The sequence below is a fragment of the Bradyrhizobium sp. SZCCHNRI1029 genome (assembly GCF_032487555.1).
GTDB lineage: Bacteria > Pseudomonadota > Alphaproteobacteria > Rhizobiales > Xanthobacteraceae > Bradyrhizobium.
This window is the reverse complement of record NZ_JAUEUK010000001.1, coordinates 1-22,003: the sequence shown is the minus strand read 5'-3', so window position 1 is coordinate 22,003 and position 22,003 is coordinate 1. Positions and strand designations below refer to the sequence as shown.

Annotated in this window: 12 protein-coding genes and 2 pseudogenes; 6 read left to right on the top strand and 8 right to left on the bottom strand. The window is 57.5% G+C overall.

The features are described from left to right. Positions 1 to 57: 57 nt before the first annotated feature. From QW861_RS00070 to gmd, 6 genes are all read right to left on the bottom strand, one after another. Positions 58 to 1,038 (bottom strand): GDP-mannose 4,6-dehydratase, encoded by a 981-nt coding sequence (locus QW861_RS00070; protein ID WP_315751536.1) that lies wholly within the window; start codon positions 1,036 to 1,038, stop codon positions 58 to 60. Further along, entirely contained in the window at positions 1,038 to 2,282 is a 1,245-nt protein-coding gene (locus QW861_RS00065; protein ID WP_315751535.1) for a class I SAM-dependent methyltransferase, read from the bottom strand. Before QW861_RS00065 ends, QW861_RS00070 begins: the two co-directional genes overlap by 1 nt. Positions 2,283 to 2,418: 136 nt before the next feature. Then, a complete protein-coding gene (locus QW861_RS00060) occupies positions 2,419 to 2,847 on the bottom strand; it encodes an ABC transporter permease (protein WP_315751534.1) in 429 nt (142 codons plus the stop codon). Continuing rightward, positions 2,844 to 3,974 carry a glycosyltransferase gene (locus QW861_RS00055; RefSeq protein ID WP_315751533.1) on the bottom strand — a complete coding sequence of 377 codons (1,131 nt, stop codon included), beginning with the start codon at positions 3,972 to 3,974 and terminating at the stop codon, positions 2,844 to 2,846. Before QW861_RS00055 ends, QW861_RS00060 begins: the two co-directional genes overlap by 4 nt. A gap of 3 nt (positions 3,975 to 3,977) precedes the next feature. Beyond that, the gene (locus tag QW861_RS00050; protein ID WP_316172326.1) at positions 3,978 to 5,009 is read right to left on the bottom strand and encodes a GDP-mannose 4,6-dehydratase; all 1,032 of its coding nucleotides are present in this window, start codon (positions 5,007 to 5,009) and stop codon (positions 3,978 to 3,980) included. A 35-nt stretch (positions 5,010 to 5,044) separates the two neighbouring features. Further along, on the bottom strand, positions 5,045 to 6,136 hold the full coding sequence (gmd, locus tag QW861_RS00045; RefSeq protein WP_315751531.1) for a GDP-mannose 4,6-dehydratase: 1,092 nt from the start codon (positions 6,134 to 6,136) through the stop codon (positions 5,045 to 5,047). 518 nt (positions 6,137 to 6,654) lie between these two features. Here gmd and QW861_RS00040 point away from each other — a divergent pair. The 6 genes from QW861_RS00040 (at position 6,655) to QW861_RS00015 (ending at position 18,733) form a co-directional block, all read left to right on the top strand. Continuing rightward, positions 6,655 to 8,181, top strand: a complete 1,527-nt coding sequence (locus QW861_RS00040; protein ID WP_316192541.1) for an O-antigen ligase family protein — start codon at positions 6,655 to 6,657, stop codon at positions 8,179 to 8,181. Between the two features lie 348 nt (positions 8,182 to 8,529). Further along, the gene (locus QW861_RS00035) at positions 8,530 to 9,378 is read left to right on the top strand and encodes an ABC transporter permease (protein ID WP_315751529.1); all 849 of its coding nucleotides are present in this window, start codon (positions 8,530 to 8,532) and stop codon (positions 9,376 to 9,378) included. After that, positions 9,375 to 10,622: an ABC transporter ATP-binding protein gene (locus QW861_RS00030; protein WP_315751528.1), complete on the top strand. Its 1,248-nt coding sequence runs from the start codon at positions 9,375 to 9,377 to the stop codon at positions 10,620 to 10,622. The genes QW861_RS00035 and QW861_RS00030 overlap by 4 nt, the downstream gene beginning before the upstream one ends. After that, positions 10,622 to 12,082: an FkbM family methyltransferase gene (locus QW861_RS00025; protein ID WP_316192540.1), complete on the top strand. Its 1,461-nt coding sequence runs from the start codon at positions 10,622 to 10,624 to the stop codon at positions 12,080 to 12,082. Before QW861_RS00030 ends, QW861_RS00025 begins: the two co-directional genes overlap by 1 nt. Continuing rightward, positions 12,075 to 15,851, top strand: a complete 3,777-nt coding sequence (locus QW861_RS00020; RefSeq protein ID WP_315751526.1) for a glycosyltransferase — start codon at positions 12,075 to 12,077, stop codon at positions 15,849 to 15,851. The genes QW861_RS00025 and QW861_RS00020 overlap by 8 nt, the downstream gene beginning before the upstream one ends. Positions 15,852 to 17,320: 1,469 nt before the next feature. Beyond that, a complete protein-coding gene (locus tag QW861_RS00015) occupies positions 17,321 to 18,733 on the top strand; it encodes a mannose-1-phosphate guanylyltransferase/mannose-6-phosphate isomerase (protein WP_315751525.1) in 1,413 nt (470 codons plus the stop codon). A gap of 400 nt (positions 18,734 to 19,133) precedes the next feature. On the opposite strand, the pseudogene QW861_RS00010 reads toward QW861_RS00015, so the two are convergent. Both QW861_RS00010 and QW861_RS00005 read right to left on the bottom strand, forming a co-directional pair. Further along, positions 19,134 to 20,346, bottom strand: a pseudogene (locus QW861_RS00010) (IS256 family transposase). A 1,456-nt stretch (positions 20,347 to 21,802) separates the two neighbouring features. Beyond that, positions 21,803 to 22,003, bottom strand: a pseudogene (locus QW861_RS00005) (phosphomannomutase/phosphoglucomutase); the annotation flags it as partial.

Genomic DNA, 22,003 nt, shown 5'->3' with positions numbered 1-22,003 from the left:
CGACTGGAGTGCTTCTGCCGCGATACGGATCTCTGCTCATAGTGGGCGAACACATCGTCAGCTAGGCGTCGTGGTTGAGCGATAAGCGTCATACATGTCCCTGAGCGTCCTGGAGATAGTGAATTCTGGCTTCCATCCGAGTACCTCGCGAGCGAGGTTTGCATTGCCCACGTAGCGAGGAATTTCGATGGCCCGCATTCGGCCTGGATCTGGCTCGATCCGTATCTTCTTGGAGGCAAAGGAAAGCATCAGATCGAGCAAATCACCGATCCTGACTGACTTGCCGGACGCGATGTTGAAGACGGCATTTGATGGCAGCTTGTCGGACCCTTCGATCACGGTGATGTAGGCCTCGACGACATCCCGAACATCGACGATATCTCTCTCGGCCTCGAGATTGCCGACCTTGATCACGGGATCGGCACCCCCAAGTTCGATTGCGGCGATCTGTCTGGCAAAGGCTGGCAAGGCGAAGCGGTCGGATTGCCCTGGCCCGCTATGATTGAAGGGACGCAATCGCACTGCCCGCAGTCCCTTGCGTGTCAGCGCGCCGATCGCAAGATCGGCGGCGGCCTTGCTCGCTGCATACTCGCTGACGGGTGCAAGCACCGTCTGTTCATCCAAGGGCATCCCCGAAAGCGCGCTCGAACCGTACATTTCGCCGGAGCCGACCGCCAGCATCACGCAATCCGGTACGGATCTGAGGATTGCTCGTGCAATGTTGAGGCTGCCTTGCAGATGAACCTGCCAAGTGCGATCGACATCCGCATCGGCCTCGGCAAGCGTGCTTATTCCCGCAAGATTCACCACATGACTCGGCCTGAAGTCCGACAAGAGGCCCTCGACAGCCCGGGCGTCCCGCACGTCAAGGAGCTCAACGCGCGCGTCGCCGCCGGCCGTCGTCGATCGCCGGCATGTCCTCAGCACTGCGGCGTCATTCCCGCGCGCAAGCAATGCCGCGCACAAGTGTTTTCCGACAAACCCGTCAGCGCCCGTAATCAAGACGCGCTTCGCCGATCGCTGGTGGGGGGACGGCATCAGATGATTTCGATTTCAGGGAATGGAACGATCATCTTGCCACCGTTGTCGAGAAAGGCCTGCTCACGCCTGAGGATTCCGTCCTTGAAATGCCAGGGGAGCAAGAGAAAGTAGTCCGGCTTCATGCGCCGGGCGTCGGCCTCGGAGACGATCGGGATGTTTGTGCCCGGAGTGAATGCGCCGTACTTGTCGGGATTTACTTCGGCAATCGCGCACACCTCCTTTTCTGTGATTCCGCAGAACTGCAGGACAACATTACCCTTCGTAGATGCCCCATAGCCGACAATTCGCTTGTTGTCGGCAACGAGAGATTTTAGGAGGCGGCGCAGGTCCTCGCGGTGCCGGAAGACACGCTCCTCAAACTCTCGATAAGGCCGCGGCGTATGGAGGCCTGCGCGATCCTCCTGTTCGAGCGTCCAATTCAGCACGGCCTCATTTGCCTTGTGAGGCCCCCCCTTCTTCGCGGCCGTAACGGCGAAGCTGCCGCCATTGACCGCATTCATCTGAACGTCGATCAGCTTCATCTGCGCTGCGTCCAGGATGTGCTTGATCACCGAAAGCGAATAGAACTCCAGATGCTCGTGGCAGATTGTGTCATACGAGGTCATCCGCAGCATCGAGGGCATATAGCTCTGCTCGAAGTGCCAGATGCCGTCATTGGCCAGGATATTCTCGACAGACCGTGCGAATCCAATTGGATCCTCGAGATCGTAGAACATGGCAACCGACGTCACGATTTTGGCCGGCTCGCGCGAGACGCTCTGGTATGCCTCGGCCGAGAAAAACTCGGGTACCAGCTTTACGTCTTCAGGGTAATATTCCCTGAACTTTTGCCCCGTCGGATCGATACCAATCCGATGGATTCCGGCGGTGGTGTACGCCTTGAGAGACGTGCAGTCGTTGGAGCCAATATCCAGAACGGTGTCGCCGGCCGAAAGATCGGCACGGACTGAGAGCTGGCGGATCTTTCGGGTCAAATGGTCGACCATGGACTGGTTAAGTCCGGATCGATAGCCGTAATTTTCGCCGTACATCTCCTCAGCTTCGTATGAATGGGCAAGCTGCAACAGCCCCGAGTCCGGGCACCAAACGAGCTCGAGCGGTCCGGTCGTCAGCTCGGTGGAGGGGTCGCGTGGGAACACGCCGGTCAGCTTCTGATGTCCCAGATTTAGGACAGGAATAAGATTGGGGCTTTGGCTGATCCGGCATCTCTCGATAGCCTTGTAGCGCCGATTGCCGCTCATGTGTGACTCCGTGGCCGTGTTTAGATGCTAGTTGCGTATTTTTCGATGATCTCGTCGCGGTGCCAGGCCAGATGCCAAAATACACGAGAATTCCGAAGTAGATGACGACGTTGTGCACAAATATGATGATCTTGCTTCAGACGAACCGGAACGCGTAGAACGAGTACGGTAGACGCACCTGCTTGATGAACGACTCTGCGCCCGTGAAGATGCTGCCGGCCTCCATCGGCACCGAGCTGATCAGGCCCCAGATGATAAGCCCAATGCTCAAGAAGGGCACGAAGTCATCAAGGTCCGTCTTGAAGATCTTGGCATAAACGATGCCCAGCGCCACTATCATGATAGCCATACTCACCGTTAGCCAGAGAGGGCCTAGTAGCGAGCGGCGATATCGTTGGACGATATCGTTCCAGCCGAGCGTTCCCCAGAGGCGCCACAATAAGAGCGCGTCCCGAATGTCCAATGCCGCAAGAAAGACGCTGCGACGAAATCGGCTGCTGCCGGGAGCAACCATTGACCAGTTGCCGTGCAATCCCCCGGTCCGTGTCGGCGGCGAGCTGTTCACGACGGCAACTGTCGGCTTGCGACAGCCTCCTTGTAGACATCCCGAATCTGAGCCACGAACCGCCTCTGGTCGAAGTCAGATCGCGCTCGATCGGCACCTGCCCGACCGAGCCGGTAGGCAAGCTGGGGATCCTCGAGGATGCGTCGCAGTGCATCTGCAAGCGCGACGGAATCTCCCGGCGGCACAGTGAGTGCTTCACGATTGTGGCGGGCTACGAAGGGCACGGCCGTTTTGAGCGAGGTATTGACGATAGGCAAACCGGCGGCCATGGCCTCGATCTGGACAAGACCGAACGCCTCGGCACAGGTCATGGAGGGAAATGCGAACACATCTGCTGCCTGCAGATACTGCCGAACTTCATCGTTCGATAGATTTCCGGCGAATGAGACCTTGTGCTTGACCCCGAGGGCCTTGGCCTTCTCTTCTAGACTAGGCCGGAGTGGCCCGTCTCCGATGATCACGGCATGTGCGTCTAGCGATGGCAGCGCTCTGAGCAGAACCTCGAAACCCTTGTAGGCGACGAGGCGCCCGACCGAGACGATCCTCTTGGATCCATTGAACCCGGGGAGCGGTCTTGATTGATCACCCAGTTCTTCCGATCGGGCCCAGAAATCCGTGTCGCACCCGTAGGGTAGAACCACGCACTTCCGCTCGTACCCAGGGAGAAATTCGGAATTTTGGATGATGACGGAATCGGACACGATAATCCGATCGGCCCGTTGCAACGTTCGGCGGACCAGAGGAGCGATGAGCTTTGCGAGAAATGGACGGGTGACCATTTCTGCGTGCCAGTGAACGACGAGCGCCGTCGTCGGAGGCAGGCCGCCCGATAGACCTAAATCGACCAGTGGAAAAGGGGCGTGATGAACGACCAAATCGACCGCGCGGGCCATCTGCGCCAGCGCGAATACGTAGGTCGGAGCGACCGGAGTGGAGAAGAGGGTGCCGAGCGAGGAAACCGCCGTCACTCGGTCGGTTCCGTCCCAGAACCGACGCCCCATTCCGACGCGGCGAGCCACAAGGATGTCTCTGGTCATGCCATCCATGTCACTCAGGGTGGACATGACGTGGGGGATGCCACCGTAAACATCAGGACGGTAGATTTTATAGGCGTGGAGCACGCGCATGATCTATTCGGCCGTTCCGGTGCGACTTGCGACTTCGGTGCACAGCGGCTTGGAGCGGAGGAGGTCCATTTGCGCTCGAACCATCATAGTGACGAGTTCTTGAAATGTAACGCTTGGTCGCCAACCGAGCAGGCGAGTGATTTTCCAGGCGCTGGCACAAGTGAAATGGCTATCGGTTTTGCGGATCATGCTGGAATCGACCTTTACATGGTCGCGCCAGTCCAGGCCCACCGCAGCAAAAGCTGTTTCGCAGAACTCCTCAATAGAATGAGTCAGGCCTGTCCCAACCACGTAATCGCCAGGAGTGGTATGTCGGACCATCAAGCGCATCGCTTCGACGTAATCGCGCGCAAAGCCAAAGTCGCGGCGCACAGCTAGGTTGCCAAGCGAGAGAACGCCGTCCTTGACGATTGGAAATCCGAGATCGTCGACCGCGTCAGTGCTGTCGAGCCCGCATGCTATTGCAGCCGCCCCATGTGCGATCTTCTGAGATACGAACGAAACGGGCCGATAGGGGCTCTCGTGATTGAATAGGATCCCCGACGAGGCGTGCAAGCCATATTGCCGCCGAAAAGCACCGATGGCGTGGTGAGCGTAGAGCTTGGCGATGCCGTACGGCGTGAGCGGGAGGCAGGCCGTCTCCTCGCTCTGAAACTCGCCCATGCATTCCCCGTAGATTTCCGACGACGTCGCCTGGAATAGCCTGGCCGTCGGATTATAGCGAACCAGGAGCTCGCAAATGCTCTGAGGGACGATGGCGTTGATTTGCGTGGTGTCTCTTGGCGACTCCCAGGACCTGATGGGGCGGGATTGCGCTGCAAGATTGTAGATCTCGTCCGGCTTAAGCTCGACACATAGAAAGGTCAGGAACTCCAAATCAACCAGATTGCCGCGATGCCACACCACACCATGCGGGTCCTGCGGCGGCTGACCGCGTGTCTGCGCGTGGATCTCACAATCCTCACCGCGCAGCAACTCTATCAGGTACCGGCCGTCTTGCCCGGTAGCGCCTGTTATGAGAACTCGCCTGCTCAAGCCATCCTCGGTTGCTCGGTTCGATGTTAAGGCGGTCACTCGCTCAATCTGTATGTCCGATAGCCATGACGATTGACGAGCGCATCGCGTTCGGCGCCCTTGAAGTCTTCAGCGGTCATTTCACTTACCAATGCCTCAAAGCTCGTGGTCGGCTCCCATCCGAGTTGACGCCTCGCCTTTGAGGCGTCTCCAAGAAGGGTTTCGACCTCGGCTGGACGGAAATAGCGAGGGTCGATCTCGACCACACAGCGACCCGTTTCGGCGTCGAAAGCCTTCTCGTTTATGCCTGTACCCTCCCACCGGATAATCATTCCAAGTTTGCGCGAAGCAATCTCCACAAACTCGCGTACGCTGTGCTGCTCTCCTGTCGCGATGACGTAATCCTCGGGCCGGTCTTGTTGCAGCATTAGCCACTGCATGCGGACGTAGTCGCGAGCGTGCCCCCAATCACGGCGAGCATCGAGATTTCCGAGATAAAGACGCTCCTGCAAACCCAGCTTGATGCGTGAGAGTCCTCGCGTGATCTTGCGTGTAACGAATGTTTCGCCACGCAATGGAGACTCATGGTTGAAGAGGATGCCATTGCACGCATAAATTCCGTATGACTCGCGGTAATTGACCGTGATCCAATACGCATAGAGCTTGGCCACCCCGTATGGAGAACGCGGATAGAACGGAGTGTCCTCAGTCTGAGGCGTTTCACGAACCAGGCCATAGAGTTCGGACGTCGAGGCTTGATAGAACCGACACTTCTTCTCAAGACCGAGAATGCGGATGGCCTCAAGCAGACGCAGAGTGCCCAATGCATCCGAATTCGCCGTGTATTCGGGCTCCTCAAACGAGACCGCAACGTGACTTTGCGCGGCCAGATTGTAAATCTCATCTGGTTGAACGTGCTGAACGATTCGGATCAGGCTCGATGAATCCGTCAGATCGCCGTGATGAAGAGTGAAGTCGGCCCCTTTTTCGTGCGGGTCGTGATAAAGGTGGTCGATCCGGTGCGTATTGAAAAGCGAGCTGCGCCGCTTAATGCCGTGGACGGAATAGCCCTTCTCGAGAAGTAATTCAGCCAAATACGCGCCGTCCTGGCCCGTGACACCAGTGATAAGGGCTGTCTTTTTCTTCACTCGATACTCGCCCCGCCAATCAGGGCTTCCCTGGGTTAATGGAATTGTCGGTGCAACCGATGGTAGAACAAACAAAAAGCCTAATTCGCTCTCGATTTGCAATCATGGGTAGATTTTTTTTGCACTATACAGATCCGTTAAATTGCGGCAAGTGGTAAAATGCGGCACCGCGAGACATCGTCGAAGGAAGTGGCAAGTTTGTTGCTTGATGAAACGTTTGTTCGCCAAGTGGCGTGTCGCCCGTTGAGGAGTCAACAGAAGCTGGACGGAAAGTAGGCCAGAAACAATTGACCACGCCGCGAGCAACCGGAACGGGTATAGCAATGCACGACCGCCAATCCGGCATAGAAACAGCGCCCAGTCATCCTCGCTGTCGAGTTGCGGGGCAAAGGGCCGTCGTTCTATGAACGAGCGGATGAGACCTGAGTGCTGTGAACGCGTGGACAGGGCCGGTTGCTGGAGGGGGCGCTTTGACCGGTTCGGAGTGCATCTGTCGAACAAAATGCCGATAATGGGAAATGGCCGGTCAAGTGCAAGTAAAAGTTGTGGGTGCGGCCGCTGAAAACGTCCCGAGGACGGCGGGCCGATATGCCAAAGAGATTGCTATGGCATTCACGGTCTGGAGGGGGCCCGGAAAGCCGCTTGCGGACCACCTGAGACTTCGCAATGTCGATTACCTCGCTGCCTGTCTGCTGATCGTTTTGCCGTGGTCATCGACTGCGACCAGTATATTCGGTGCTGCGATGGTGATCGGACTTCTCGTCACCGCGGACCCAGTTGGTCTCCTGAATAGCGTGCGCCGCCCAGCCGGAGCGATGCCAATCGTGCTCATTCTGCTGGTCGCGGCGGGGACGCTATGGGCAACCGACGTGCCGTGGTTAGAGCGCCTCAGTGCAGTCGAGAAAATGAGCAAGCTAGCTCTCCTTCCCTTTCTTCTCGTACATTTCCAGGGGAGCCCGAGAGCCAGAATGCTGATGGCAGCCTTCATCAGCTCCAACGTGGTATTGCTCGCGTACTCCTTTATCGTTGCCACGTTTCCAACGCTCTCGATGGTCGTGCGGCTCAATCAATCAGGTGTACCCGTCAGAAACTATATCGATCAAACTCAGGGGTTTACGTTTTGTGCTGTGATCTTGGCAGGGGGCGCCATTGAGGCGTGGATGTCAAATCGATCGAAGGACGCTGTCGCCATCGGCGCCCTTTCCGGCCTATTCCTTCTCAATTTGATTTTCGTGAGCCTCGCTCGGACAGCCTTCATCTATGGGCCGCTCATGATCGCCATTCTGATGGCTCGGTATTGTACCGGACGAGCGGCACTTCTCGGAATGCTCGTGCTGCCCGTAGCGATGGTTGGACTTTGGCAGATATCGCCGAACATCCAAACGAAGGTCCGTACCACTTTCGCAGAGCTCAACGTGCGATCGGATGCGCCTGTTGGTGAACAGCAGCCGTCAGCAGCCGTTCGTCTCGAATTCTGGCGCAAATCGGTAGGATTTGTGGAAAGCGCGCCGATCCTGGGCCACGGCACGGGTTCGATCAGACGGCTGTTCGAGAACGCTGCGGTTGGCAAGACCGGAATCGAGGCGCTGGCCGTCAGCAATCCGCATAGTCAAACACTTGCGGCTGCGATCCAATGGGGAATTCTCGGTGTTCTCATTGTCTGGATGATGTGGATCGCACATCTCGGACTATTCTTGTCGAACACGAGTTTCGCTGCGTGGGTGGGCATGCTCGCAACGGCACAAAACATCGCAAGCTCCGTCTTCAACTCTCATCTGGTCGATTCATACGAACTCTGGCTGTACGTGCTCGCGGTAGGAATCGCGGGCGGTGCGATGATGTCTCGTCGGCACGCGGTCCGGCCGTCGGAGGGAGCGGCTGAAGGAGCGTCTAACACAGCGGGTCTGACGCGCCGGACCTGGGGGCGAGCCGGTCATTTGGGGGGAGACAATCGCGGCAATGTTCATACAATTAGTCCGGCAAAAGATAGCTTGGATCCGACGCAAGGCTCGGGGTGCGGTTGCGATGCAGATCGAAATGATTGAAGGGTCCCCAGCCTTCCCCCTCATACAGTTGGGATCTCTCAAGGCTGAGCGCGGCTCTATTTCCGCACGTGATTTCGAGGGAGCGCATGCTTTCGCGATCGTCAGGTTCGATCCCTTCACCCTCGCAGCGCCTGTAAATGTTGTCACATCGGCCCCATCGCGCGGAGTGGGCAAGCTTAGGGAGGCCGAACACGACGGCAGTGAGATCTCGACTGAAGGCGATCCGCCCCGAATGAGGCATGCGGCCAGGCCGTATTTTCGCCGCTCTGCAGAGATGGCCAAGCTACTCGTCGAGTGGAGGCCGCGCGACAGCTTCAACGCTAGCGTGGGTGGGGGTATGGAGCAGGTGTGCCGACGCTCCATTTGCGAAAATCCTCCGCGATCAACTCATTAACGAAAGCAGAGGTGTCCGTGTTTCGCGCGCTCTGGCAATATCGTCATTTCGTTCTTGCAATGATCCGCGGCGAGTTGAAGGCGCGGCTAGCAAGATCCTATATCGGCGCGGGCTGGTTCATTCTCCAACCCTTGGCTCAGGCCCTGATCTTCACGATGGTGCTCTCAGAGGGACTTGGTGCTCGCTTGCCCAATGTCGAGAACAAATATGCCTATGCTGCGTTCGTTCTGTCAGGCATGTCGGCGTGGGGGTTCTTCAGCGAGATCGTGAACCGTAGCATCACCATCTTCACCGACTACGGCTCCACCTTGAAGAAGATCGCGTTCCCGCGACTCTGCCTACCCGTCATCGTTCTGGGCACCGCACTGGTCAATCACGCGATGGTCCTTATGGCGACGATGGTGCTATGTTGTCTGTTTGGCTATTACCCTAGCGTAACATGGCTGACACTGCCATTAGGTATTGTTCTGGTGGCTGCGCTCGGCTTCGGAATTGGCTTGATCTTTGGTGTGTTCAATGTCTTCTCGCGCGACGTCGGAAACGCCTTCGGCGTCATCCTGCAGATCTGGTTCTGGCTGACCCCGATCGCCTATCCTCCGGAGGCATTGCCCGACGCAGTGAGGGCCATGCTCGACAAGAATCCCATGACATCCGTGGTCAACATCTACCACGACGCTCTGCTGCGAAACCAATGGCCCGATCCAGCTGGGCTCATCTTTCCGAGCATAGTATCGGTCGGGTTTCTATTTAGTGCGTTGTTCCTATTTCGACGGTCTAGTTCCGAACTGGTAGACGCGCTATGAGCGACTTCGTTCTTAAAGTCGAGAATATATCGAAGCGGTACGTCAATTACTCATCGATTGCCAGTCGGGCCATGAATTGGCTTAACCTTCCGATCGAACCGGTGGAAGAGTATTGGGCAGTCCGCGATGTGTCCTTTCAACTGGAGGCTGGACAATCCATAGCGTTGGTCGGCCCAAATGGAGCCGGAAAGAGTACCCTACTGAAGATCCTTGCCGGTATCATCAAGCCGACCACAGGCGGCGTCCATATCAATGGGCGCCTAGGTGCTATTATTGAATTGGGTTTGGGCTTCAACCCGGAGTTCACTGGGCGCGAGAACGTCTTCCAGGCGTGTGGGATGATGGGTTTGTCCTCATCTGAAATCGATGTGATATTGCCCGACATCATAGAGTTCGTCGAATTGGGAAGGTTCTTCGAGCAGCCGCTGCGGACGTACTCTAGCGGAATGGTCGCCCGTCTCGCGTTTGCGGCCGCAACGTCCATCAAGCCCAGCCTGCTGGTGGTGGATGAGGTCCTGTCGGTGGGCGATGCCTATTTCCAGGCCAAGAGCTTCGCTCGCGTAAAAAAGCTCACCTCGAACGGCGTTGCCGTCATTCTCGTGTCCCATGATCTCAACACGGTGAAGTCGATCTGTGATCAGGCTTATCTGATCGAGGCCGGGCGGGTGCAGCGCCATGGGCCGGCCACGGATATTTGCGACTACTATCAGGGCATAGTGTCAAACAGACTCGAGAAAGAATCCATTCGACAGGAGTTTCGTGAAGGCCGTGTCGTTACGCGGTCGGGCTCAGGTCGGGTGAAAATCGAATCGGTGCGACTATCTTCGGCTAGGGAGCGCGGCAAGCCCCTTGAAGTCTTGAAGGTGGGGACCGAGGCCGTCCTCACTGTCACACTAGGCGTCACTGAAGACATTGCCCGGCTCACGCAAGGATTCCTGATCCGAGACAGGCGTGGAAACGACGTTTTCGGAACAAATACATTCTATCTCCGTCATGACATCAAGGATCTAAAGCGCGGCGAGCGGGTCCAGATCGACTTCAGCTTTGAAATGAACCTTGGCGAGGGTGTCTACTCTATCTCCGTTGCCGCCGTCGATAGTGATGCCGTATTGGTCGAAAACTACGATTGGGTGGAGAACATGCTAGCATTCGAGGTGGCTAACACGAAGCGGCCGTTTGCCATCGGCACATCGATGCTGAACGTTAGTTGCGAGCATCGCGTCGAAAGTGGAGAGCAGGAGTAATGGTTGTCTCGTATGCTCAGAACGGAGAGGACGTTATTCTCTGGCGAGTGCTGGGGGCAAGGAAGAAAGGTTTCTACATCGACGTGGGTGCCTGCTGGCCCGATGACGGGTCCGTTACAAAGCTATTTTACGACGCGGGCTGGAGCGGTATCAACATCGAGCCGCATCCGGAAACATTCAAAGCGCTCTGCAACGCCCGTCCTCGGGACGTCAATCTTCAAGTCGGGATATCGTCTAATGTTGGAAAGGGGGTGCTGGTTGAAGGCCCTTCCGCTGGCGAGGCCTCAATTGTCGGAGGAACCGGAGGCAAGAGGTTTGACATCGATGTCTGGACTCTCCGCAAGGTTTGCGACAGATTCGTTACGACGCCAATCGACTTCTTGAAGATCGACGTCGAGGGCAATGAATTGGAGGTCCTGCGCGGAAGCGATCTCGTCAGTTACAGGCCTAAGGTAATTGTTTGTGAGATCACGAAGCCGTGGTCCAATGTAAAGAGCGTCGATGCGAGAGAGATCGACGCGTTCCTAGCTGAAAACGATTATGTTCATGTCTATTTCGATGGCTTAAACAGCTTCTATGTCTCACGGGAAGAAACAGAGATCCTTTCCTGTGCGTGGATCCAACCCAACCCGATAGATAGATATATCACGTCGCGTGAAGCGGATCTCGTTGCGCGGATCGAGGCGGCCATGGCCGAGAAGCAGCGAGCCAATGCCGAGCTTGAGCACCTGGCGACCGAGCACGCCGCGCGCGAGTTTGACCTCCGCGCGAAACTCGACGCGGTTACGATTGAGAGGCAGCTTGCGGATTCCGAGCTCGGGCGGCTAACTGCCGAGCATGTCGCGCGCGACTCTGACCTCCGCGCGAAACTCGAGGCGGTCACGACCGAGAAGCAGCATGCAGAGTCCGAGCTTGGACGGCTAACTGCCGAGCATGCCGCGCGAGAGGTTGAACTACGTGCCCGAGTCGAGGCGGGGGCGAAGGAGGTGTCGCGTCTACATGACGTCATTCGCGAGCAAAGCACGTGGGGCGAGGCATCAGTTCGCCATGTCAACCAGCTAGCAGCGGAGATCGAGTCGCTGCGCAATTCGACCTCGTGGCAAATCACAGCCCCCATTCGGCGTGTAGGAGTCGTTGTTAAGAGCGGGTCGTCGCTCATACGTCCGGCTCCAAGAGGCATTGTACGGCGCGTGGCGCTGTTCGTGCACCGTCGTGCACCTCGGTTCTACTCAAGACTAGCGGCGGCACGGTGGCTAAGGTCCATCTACAAGCAGATTACTAAATCCCCCCTGTCCCCTCCTGCCCGCCCGAAGGGAATGGAACAGCATCCCGCTCAAGAACCTCTGACTCCCGCAGACAGGGACGGGTCCATGCTGAATGAGAGTATTCCGAAGCAAGCGGAGCCCAAATTACTTTCCGCTATTTCCAAGTGGCGTTTAGGAAAGAGAATTCATGCGTGAAGTTGACTTGCGCTCCATTCGCGTCCTGGTCGACCTCCAAGCTTGCCAGACTGCGGGCTCTGCTCAAAGGGGCGTTGGACGCTATTCCAAAGCGCTGTTCGAGGCGATGACCGTTTTGGCTTGGCCACGCCAGATTTTTGGACTCCTTGGCGCTCAACACGCAATCGAGCCGGTTCTATCCAGGTTCCCTCGCGCAAACCTGTTGTGGGCTGACCCGCTCCCTGACTTCCAAACAGATCGGTTCTTCTCTGGTGGGGAGCAGGATGCTATTGACTCGCGTTTGTATTCTGCAGTTGCATCGACGGTCTCGCCCGATGTTATTCATGTCTCTCATGTATTTGAGGGGTTCGGAGATCGCGTCGCAATTCCAGAGGTTCTGAATCGTGCGCCCGGACAGGTCTTGTCGGCGACACTCTATGACCTCATCCCAATGCGCTTTCCCGAACAATATTTCCAGAGCACCGACTTCAAGCGATGGTACTTTCACCGTCTTTCGTTCTACCATCAAGCCGACCTGCTGCTAGCGATCTCCGAGGCCAGCCGCCAGGATGCGATCGAGTTGCTGGGCATTTCACCCGACAAAATTGTGACTATCTTGGGTGGTGTCTCGGAGCATTTTCAACCCGTCTTGGATCGGTCGGCGACAAGGGCTGATCTGCGGCGGAGATACGGGCTTAACCGCCCAGGCATCGTCCTATACACCGGTGGTGATGATCACAGGAAAAATCTTATCGGTGCGATAGAGGCTTTCGCTGCGTTGCCAAATGCACTGAGGGAGGCCAACCAACTGGTTGTGATCTGCGCCCTGGAGGATCATCGGAGAGAGTGGCTCCGCTCGCTCGCGCGGAAAGCGGGACTAACTACGGGTGACGTGCACTTTATTGGTTTTGTTCCCGAGCAAGATCTCGTCGGCTTCTATTCTGTGTGCGACGTGTTCTTCTTTCCATCCTTATACGAGGGTCTAGGTTTTCCCGTCATTGAAGCCATGGCTTGTGGTGCGCCCGTGCTATGCGGGGACAACTCGAGCCTGCCGGAGTTAGTCGCCCGGCGTGATGCCACATTCAATTCCGCCAGCGCCGGGTCGATAGCGGAACGGCTGTCTGCAGTTCTGACCGAAAAGGCCTTTGCCGATGATCTGCGACTCTACGGTTTAGAGCGCGCCAAGGCGTTCACTTGGTCCGGCGTGGCCCGACGCGCGCTCGAAGCGTTCGACGAGGCCTTGGCGCGCAAACGGACGGCAGCTGCCTCCGCAGCAGTCGCGGGTTATCTGCCCAAGCCGCGCATGGCAATGCTGACACCATTGCCGCCGTGCCGTTCTGGAATCGCCGACTACAACGCCCAGTTCCTGCCGTACTTGGCCAATCACTTCGACATCGATCTCTTCGTTGATGGCTATCAATGCACGGACATTGCACTAAATTCGTCGTTTCGTATTTTCGACGCCGCCGATCTGCGCAAGTGCGCAACGTCGTACGATGTCATTTTCTACGAGTTCGGCAACTCTGAGTTTCATCAGTACATGCTGCCGTTGCTGGAGGAGTTCCCTGGCGTGGTTGGCCTTCACGATGCATATCTGAGCGGACTGATTGGATACCTTGAGTTCAACATGGGGCAGGCCAATCGATTTAGCCGAGAAATGATTCACGCTCATGGCGCGGTGGCCCGGCGACTGTTCGCTCCAGTGCGAGGTGAGTCCGACCCGAACGGTGCTGCGATGATAAATCTACCGTGCACAAAGCGTGTCATCGACCAATCTATCGGCATCATCTCACATTCGAAGTTCAATCTAGAGATTGCGCGAACAAACTATCCGCAAGGGTGGCTGGCTCCTTATCGGATCATTCCGCAAATGATCAGGGTGGCAAGTCCTAAGAGTGAAGGCGAGATTGCTTCCATAAAGGCGGAGCTCGGGTTCGAGGAGGATGACTTTATCATCACGACCTTCGGCCACGTAGCTTGGACCAAGTGGGGCGATCGATTGCTCCAGGCATTCTTACAATCGGAGCTCGCGCGAAAACCGAAGTGCCATCTGATCTTTGCTGGCGAATTGTCAAAGGATGATTTTGGACTGAAGCTGAATGACCAAATTCGTGGATCAGGCTTGCGCGATCGAATAAGAATAACTGGATTTCTCTCTGAGGAAGACTATCGACGTTACTTGCGCATTGCCGACGTCGCCGTGCAGTTGCGGACGAAATCCCGCGGCGGCACCCCCAGGGGCGTTCTGGACTGTCTGGCGTTCGGAGTGCCTGTGGTCGTCAATAACGAGGCGAGCTACGAAGACTATCCCGATGATGTCGTCGTCAAGCTGACCCCGAACCCGACCCCAGGCGAGATTGCTATGGAACTCGTCGACCTGCACGAGAATGCAGACCGACGCAAAGAATTGGGAGAGCGAGGACTTCAGTACGTCAAAGATGTTCATGATCCGGAGGGCCTCGCTGCGCAGTATGCAGCCGCGATACACGACTTCACAGCTCGTGACAGAGTTCGATCGGCCGATCATTTTGTCGACAACGTCGCGCCGCATCTGGCCACGGTGTCGGATGCCGGGGGGGCAGCAAAGCTCGCTTCAGCGTACTTCGAAGCGCGGCCGAGGTCGCGCTTCGGGCGCGCGCGCCTGATCGTCGATTGTAGTCATATCGTACAACATGACCATGGGACGGGAATTCAGCGCGTCGTTCGGGAAACCGTACGGGCGGCGTACTGCAGCACGCGTCCTGGCTTTGAGGCGATAGCTGTTGAAAGGATCGGCGATCAGATCGTGCCAGCGGTCAGTTGGCTCTCTCAGCAACGGTTATTGCTTCCCCACGAGACCACTGCGAGCGATAGCATCCCAGTCCGCTTTGAGGTCGGAGACCATCTCCTGATGCTCGACTCGTCCTGGGCGGCCTATGATGAGTTCGCGGCGACTTTCGCCGCCGCACGGAAAGCGCGTATTCCAATCATCACTGCCGTATATGACTTATTACCGATTACCCTGCCTCCGGGCAACTTTGTGCCCGGTGGCAGGGAGTGGTTCGAGGCCTGGTTGCGTAAGGCCATTGCGACAAGCGATGGGCTCGTTTGCATCTCGAAAGCTGTTGCCGACGACCTTATCGCGTACATTCGTGAGAACAAGCTGGCCCGATCTGGCCTCAGGGTCGGTTGGTGGCACTTGGGATCGACACTGCCAATTTCCGCTGAGCCCGACGCTGCGAACCGTGTGCGCAATGCGTCCCTTAGACCCTATGCGCTAATGGTCGGCACGATTGAGCCCCGGAAGAACCATACGCTTGCGCTCGATGCTTTCGAGCTTCTTTGGGCGTCAGGATCTGATCTCAATCTCGTTATTGCTGGTAATCCCGGCTGGATGGTGGATGGTCTGATGGACCGGCTGCGGTCCCACATCCAGCTCAATAAGCGAATATTCCTGTTCGAAGCCGCAACAGACGCAGAAATTGCGTTTCTGTACCGCAACGCCTCAATGTTGTTGTTCATCAGCAAGGGCGAAGGCTTCGGCCTGCCGTTGGTCGAGGCCGCTCATTATGGTCGACCGATCGTCTGCTCACGCATTCAAAGCTTCGTCGAGGTCGCTCAGGAGCATGCGATCTACGTGGGGATCGATGGCGCAAAGGAGCTGGCGGATGAGCTTGCTGCGGCGTGGAGTTTGATCAAGAATTCGGGCAATGCTCCTAGTTCGAGCGCAATTGGCCAGCTGACGTGGGAAGCCAGCGCGGCTGGGCTACTCGAAGTCGTGTTGGACCAAAACTGGTACTGGTCAGCTTGACCAGCTCCGCCGACCGCGCCAATCGGCGTACAAACCAACGGGGCTCTAACTGCGGCTGGATGAAACTTCGGTGGCAGGTCACTCGGTCACAGCGTGATAGAACTGAGCTATCCCGGTTTTGTCGGGACCACGAATAGCTAGATTTCGAAGCCCGAGTGGTTGGCGGACAAGGCGTAGGGCTCCGATGTATCTAGTCAGGCGAGATGAGTAAATGTTCCTGTTTTGGTTGAGTTGGTTTTCTGCCCAGTCCGCCGCAACGATACGCAGATCGATACCCAGAGCAGAAGTCAAACAGGGCCGGTTGAATTCTTGGAGTAGCTCTGTGTTTTCTTAAAGTATGCGTTTTCATTGCACGTTGTTGGGCTTCGAGGCACATTGAGTATGCGGATTTGGGGGGGGGCGTATGACATCCGAGAATTCGAAAGGGAGTGCGATACGACGCAGGCTGTCCGCGCGAGAGGTGATCGCGCGCTCCTATCCTGGATGGGACTATGATATGGCAGATCGACTACTCGCGTGGTTAGACGAATGTGGCTACGAAATCGTCGAGAAGAAATCGAGAGAGTGATCGGCCGGCTCGCCATCGCAACGTTATCAAGCAAGGCGCTGGCTAGATACAAATCTTCCGTGGACGATGACGGTGGGCACACAGTCAATCGCTTTTCTCAGTCGGCGAGCCCTCTGTGGCGATCCGATACCGCCGCGTGCTAGCGGGGGCCGGCCTTTACCCGGTCCCGCTCCGTGAATCGATACGCTCAGTATCTATATGCGTTATGATCTATGACGGACCGCAGTCTGGTCCATCAAGACCTCGGCTGAGAGGTGGACCAAGTCACGGCTCACGAAACGGGCCTTGTAGAATCGTAATACGCCGCCCCGGTATCTTAGTTTAGGCGCTTTCTGGCGCGACTAGAGGTGTTAGTCTTGACGCCTGGAAATCACGTCGATAACGGTAATGGGCGAGTTGCTCAACAGCATATATTGTTAGAAGCGGACTGGCTCCGAGCGCGTGAAGAAAGATTGAGCCGCGGCGATTAAGGGTGCGCCTCAAAGTGGCGTATACCACAAATGCTGCGGAAAAAGTGCTTACATGAAACGAGACTCATTGACATTTCATAATTCGACGGTCGCGAGCTGAATTGACTTGGGTGAGGAATATGTTGTTGACGAGTATGAATGTGCTTGTGGATTTGAGAGGCACGTTCTGGTTCCAAGGAACGGAATTAGCAAGCTACACTCATAAAAAACCTAGGCGCTATCGCGCGTCAGCCCGCCTGTGCAATATTCGACCCCCGGGGCGTTTTTCGGGGACGAAAGCTCGAACGCGGCATGCTTAATGCCTGCCTCGGAGAGTGGAGGTGGGAGTTAAGCTGACGCCGCGCGATTGCGGATGCGCTCGCAAATTATGCACTCATAATCGAGCCAAGCAAGCCGAACTATAACAGCCATTGATTTTACGGACAGAGTTCATGACCAGACGCATCATTCCTCTCATCATGTGCGGTGGCATCGGCACGCGACTTTGGCCGGCCTCGCGTGAGGTTCGGCCGAAGCAGTTCCTGCCTCTGTTCGGCGCCCGCTCCACGTTCCAGGACACGCTGCTGCGCGTCAGCGACGCCGACTTGTTCGAGCGGCCAATCATCATCACCAACACGGCCCACAGGTTCATGGTCTTGGAGCAGCTTGCGGAGATCGGGATCGAGGCAGATGTCCTGCTGGAGCCCATGCGACGCGATTCGGGGCCCGCCATCGCAGCCGGTGCAGCGTTCGCGCAATCGCGCGATCCGGATGCGGTCGTCCTGGCACTCGCGGCTGACCACGTAGTGCGGGACAACGCGGCGTTCCTAGCTGCCTGCCGCGAAGGTCTTGGAGCGGCCGATGCCGGGCTGTTGGTTACTTTCGGGGTGACTCCGGTACGCGCCGCTACTGAGTACGGCTACATATGTCCGGGTGCGCCAGTTTCGGGCGCCGTTCGGGCGGTCGCGCGGTTTGTCGAGAAGCCGGACCAGCCGACGGCCGAGTGCTATGTCAGCGAGGACTACCTGTGGAACAGTGGTAACTTCATGTTTCGCGCTGGCGTTCTCCTGGACCAGTATCGCAAGTTCGATTCATTCAGCGTGCAGATGGTCACCGATGCGGTGATCAAGGCTGCCCGAGATCTCGGTTTCATCCTTCTGGATGCTGATGCGTTCGCCGCGGCCAAGCCCATTTCGATCGACTATGCCGTGATGGAGAAGACGGAGCGCGCGGCCGTCGTCCCCCTGTCATGCGGCTGGTCGGACGTGGGGTCCTGGCATGCGATCTGGGAGCTGTCGGAAAAGGACGAGCAGGGCAATGCCGCGCGAGGCGCGGCCGTTTTCGAGCAGTCACGCAACTGCAACGTGATTACCGACAAGGCGCTGGTCGCGCTCGAAGGTGTGGAGGATCTCGTCGTCGTTGCGGCTCAGGATGCGGTGCTGGTGTCGCGCCAGCGGGACGGCAATGGGCTGAAGCGGCTGGTGGCCAAGCTGAAGACTGTGGCGCCCGAAGTCACCGAAGCCCACATCAGGGTGCACCGTCCCTGGGGCAGCTACCAGTCAGTGGACAATGGCGAGCGGCACCAGGTCAAGCGCATCATCGTGAAGCCCGGGCAGCGGCTGTCGCTGCAAAAGCACTATCACCGCTCCGAGCATTGGATCGTCGTGCGCGGGGCGGCGCGGGTCACCGTGAACGAGACGGTGAAAACCGTACACGAGAACGAGTCGATCTACATTCCCATGGGCTCCGTTCATCGCTTGGAAAACCCGGGCAAGATCCTTCTGGAGCTCATCGAGGTCCAGACCGGATCCTATCTCGGCGAGGACGACATAATCCGGATCGAGGACGATTACCGCCGCGAGTAGGAGGCAGAGAACCTTTCTCTCCCGCGACTGGTTGCGACTGGTTCCATGATGCAGCCGCTCATACGGTTCTCGCCTTATATCGGTTTATTGCCTCATTCGCCAATCTTGCCGAGCACCCGCTCAAAGCATTCGTTCGATGGTCGTCCGCTGAGGGAAGCCTGCTTGATGCCGGATAGCATGCGCCGGCCCACCAACGGGCAATCAGGATTTCAGCCAGCAAAGCCCTCAACATCAGCGCTAAGCTGCGCCTTGCTTGCCAATTTAGTCCCGGTCGAGCTTGGCCGCGAGCTTAACCAGCTCGTGCAACATGTTGACGATCCGATTCGAGTCTGGCCAGGAATAGATCGCCTTCCTCGCTCACGGATCGTATCCCATAGAGTGGTGTAGCTGGCATGGTGGGTCACCGGGTAAATCCGGTGCGGGCCAAGCTGTCAGCCTGCCGCGGCGGGCAGGCCGGCAATGGATCATCGCTCAAAGGCGCAATGGTTTCCAGCTCATGTAACGGGCGCGCTGGACGGCCCGATCGTCGTTCTGTTCGAGCAGGATCGCACCGACGAGACGGACGATGGCTTCCTCGTTTGGGAAGATGCCGACGACCTCGGTGCGGCGTTTGATCTCGCCATTGACTCTCTCGATTGGATTGGTCGAGTGCAGCTTGGCGCGGTGCTGCGCCGGGAAGCTCATATAAGCGAGCACATCAGGTTCGGCCTCATCCATGAAGGCGGCGAGCTTGGGCACCTTGGGACGGAGCTGATCGGCGCTATTGCGCCTTGGCTGCCTCGGCGTCGTCCTGGGCGAAGGCTGTAGCGATGAAGGCGGAGACCACGCGACGTCCGCTCTTGCCGGCATGGGCCAGGACGTTGCGCATGAAGTGAACGCGACAACGCTGTCAGGTGGCATTGAGCACCTTGGCTACGGTGGCCTTGATGCCCTCGTGAGCATGCGAGCTTGACGCCACGCAAACCTCGGCGGGCGAGCTGGCGCAGGAACGCGGTCCAGACCGGTTCGGCCTCGGACGGGCCGACGTCCATGCCGAGCACCTCGCGCCGGCCATCGCTGTTGACGCCAATCGCGACGATCACCACGACCGAGACGATGAGCCCGTTCTGGCGCACCTTCACGTAGGTGACGTCGATCCACAGATACGGCCAGTCGCCCTCGATCGGACGGGTGAGGAAGGCCTTCACCTTGTCGTCGATCTCGCCGCAGAGCCGGCTCACCTGGCTCTTGGAGATGCCGCTCATCCCCATCGCCTGTACGAGGTCGTCGACCGAGCGCGTCGAGACGCCCTGCACATAGGCCTCCTGGATCACTGCGGTCAGCGCCTTCTCAGCCATCCGGCGCGGCTCAAGGAAGCCCGGAAAGTAGCTTCCCTTGCGCAGCTTGGGGATGCGCAGCTTGACCGCGCCGGCGCGCGTCTCCCAGCTCCGGTCGCGGTAGCCGTTGCGCTGCGCCAGGCGTTCGGACCTCTTCTCGCCATAGGCCGCCACGGTCAGCCCGGCGACCTCCATCTCCATCAACCGCTGGGCGGCAAAGCCGATCATCTCGCGCAGAAGATCGGCGTCCGGGGCCTTCTCCACGAGCGCGCGACGGTTCATCATCTCGTCGGTCATCGGTGGTTCCTCGAATCAGGTTGGTGTCAGCAACCCGACCTACCGGGCAATCGCCGGTGACCACCGCAAAGCCGTCCACCCGCTACGGCGCAATTGGGGAGCGCGCGGGCGGACGGCTTTGCTCTACCGAGTTACACCACGCCCGGGGACACGACCTCGCTCACCTCGCTCTCTCACGGGCTTCTTCGGTCCCGTCGGTCCCGCCGATGTCCCATCGAGCAGGCTCAGCGATTCAAGGGAATCTCAATGTGCAATTGCAGGCTTCCGAGCCACTGCCTGTGAAAGCCTGCAATCCAAAACACTCAAGGTGCGGAAAAGCCAGTCCGGACCAGCCATTTACCTCTTCTTCGGACGGCTCAGTATTCAGTCTCGTACAGTCCAAGAAACGATGACCGCTTCATTGGAGAGGTCGCAAGCCTAGGCATTTTTCGGCAGCAGAGTGGCGTCAACACGTCCGTAATTGCTAATTCAAGGCGATCACTGGACAGGTCCAAGGTGATCACTGGAAAGATGCCGCAAGAAATATTTCCTCGCCGCATCGCATGAGCATTTCGGAAAATCGCAATCTATATCACCGATCTTGCAAAGCTCAAAAGGGGCTCCATTTGGCTTCTGTGTTGGAAAAGAATCTTTCTGAAGCCATATTGAGATTTTCGTCAGTACCCGCACAAGTTTTATTTCTATGGCGTACAACAAAATGGATTGCCTCTCACTTATAGTTCGGCTTGTACATTAACCATAATCCTGAGTGCATCTCAGCGGTTTAAGATTTTCCATAAAGAACACGCGCGTTGCTATTAGGACACGATGTCCAGCGATGACTATGGGATAATCATTGAGGTACTGAAATACGAAAAATTGATTACAGTGAGCAAGACAACCATTTCTTGCATCCGGCATAACGCTGGCCACGGCTTAGTAGTAGAGAAGGCTAGCGCATCTCGAGAAATGCACTTCATCGACCAGCTTAGGTCGAGTTTTCAAACGAGATCAGTTGGTGGTCAGGCGTTCGGCATGTCGTCAGGTCGCTCGCTCGGGGGCGCGACGCCAGGCATCCAAAGCATGCTCTGAGGCGGTTCGTCCCAACGATCGAAGCCGGCGAGGAACGCGCGAGCGAGGCTCGGCTGCAGAGTGGGACGGCCTGTGCGTCATCACGACGTCGCCGGTATCGGTCAATCGCGTTGAGTCATCCACGACATCGTTGAGATCAGCCGCATGAATCGTCCAGTCCCGCCCAGTTCGTGGGCGCAGGTCGGCACGGATCGCTTCGTGCACCCCACCGGCATCCGTGTGGGCTGTCGATCCAGGGCCGGATCGATTGAGCCTGCACACGAACCGGTGTCGCGGCAAGGAAGGCAAATCATCATCGCCAGCCGGGGTCCGTCAGCGGTTGAACAGGTTCGTAGAAGCCGAGTGCTCAAAAGCGCTGCATCTTGCCGGCTGCGTGAGAACATCTCTAGATCATCTGATTGTAGGCGCCGACCTCGGGGTGTGTGCGCAGCACCTCGTTGACCGCCTCGAACATGTCGTGCATGCGCCGCTCGGACACCGGGCTTTCGACCACCACCACGAGCTCGGGTTTGTTGGATGACGCTCGCACCAGACCCCAGCTGCCGTCCTCGACGGTGACGCGGACGCCGTTGACGGTGACGAGATC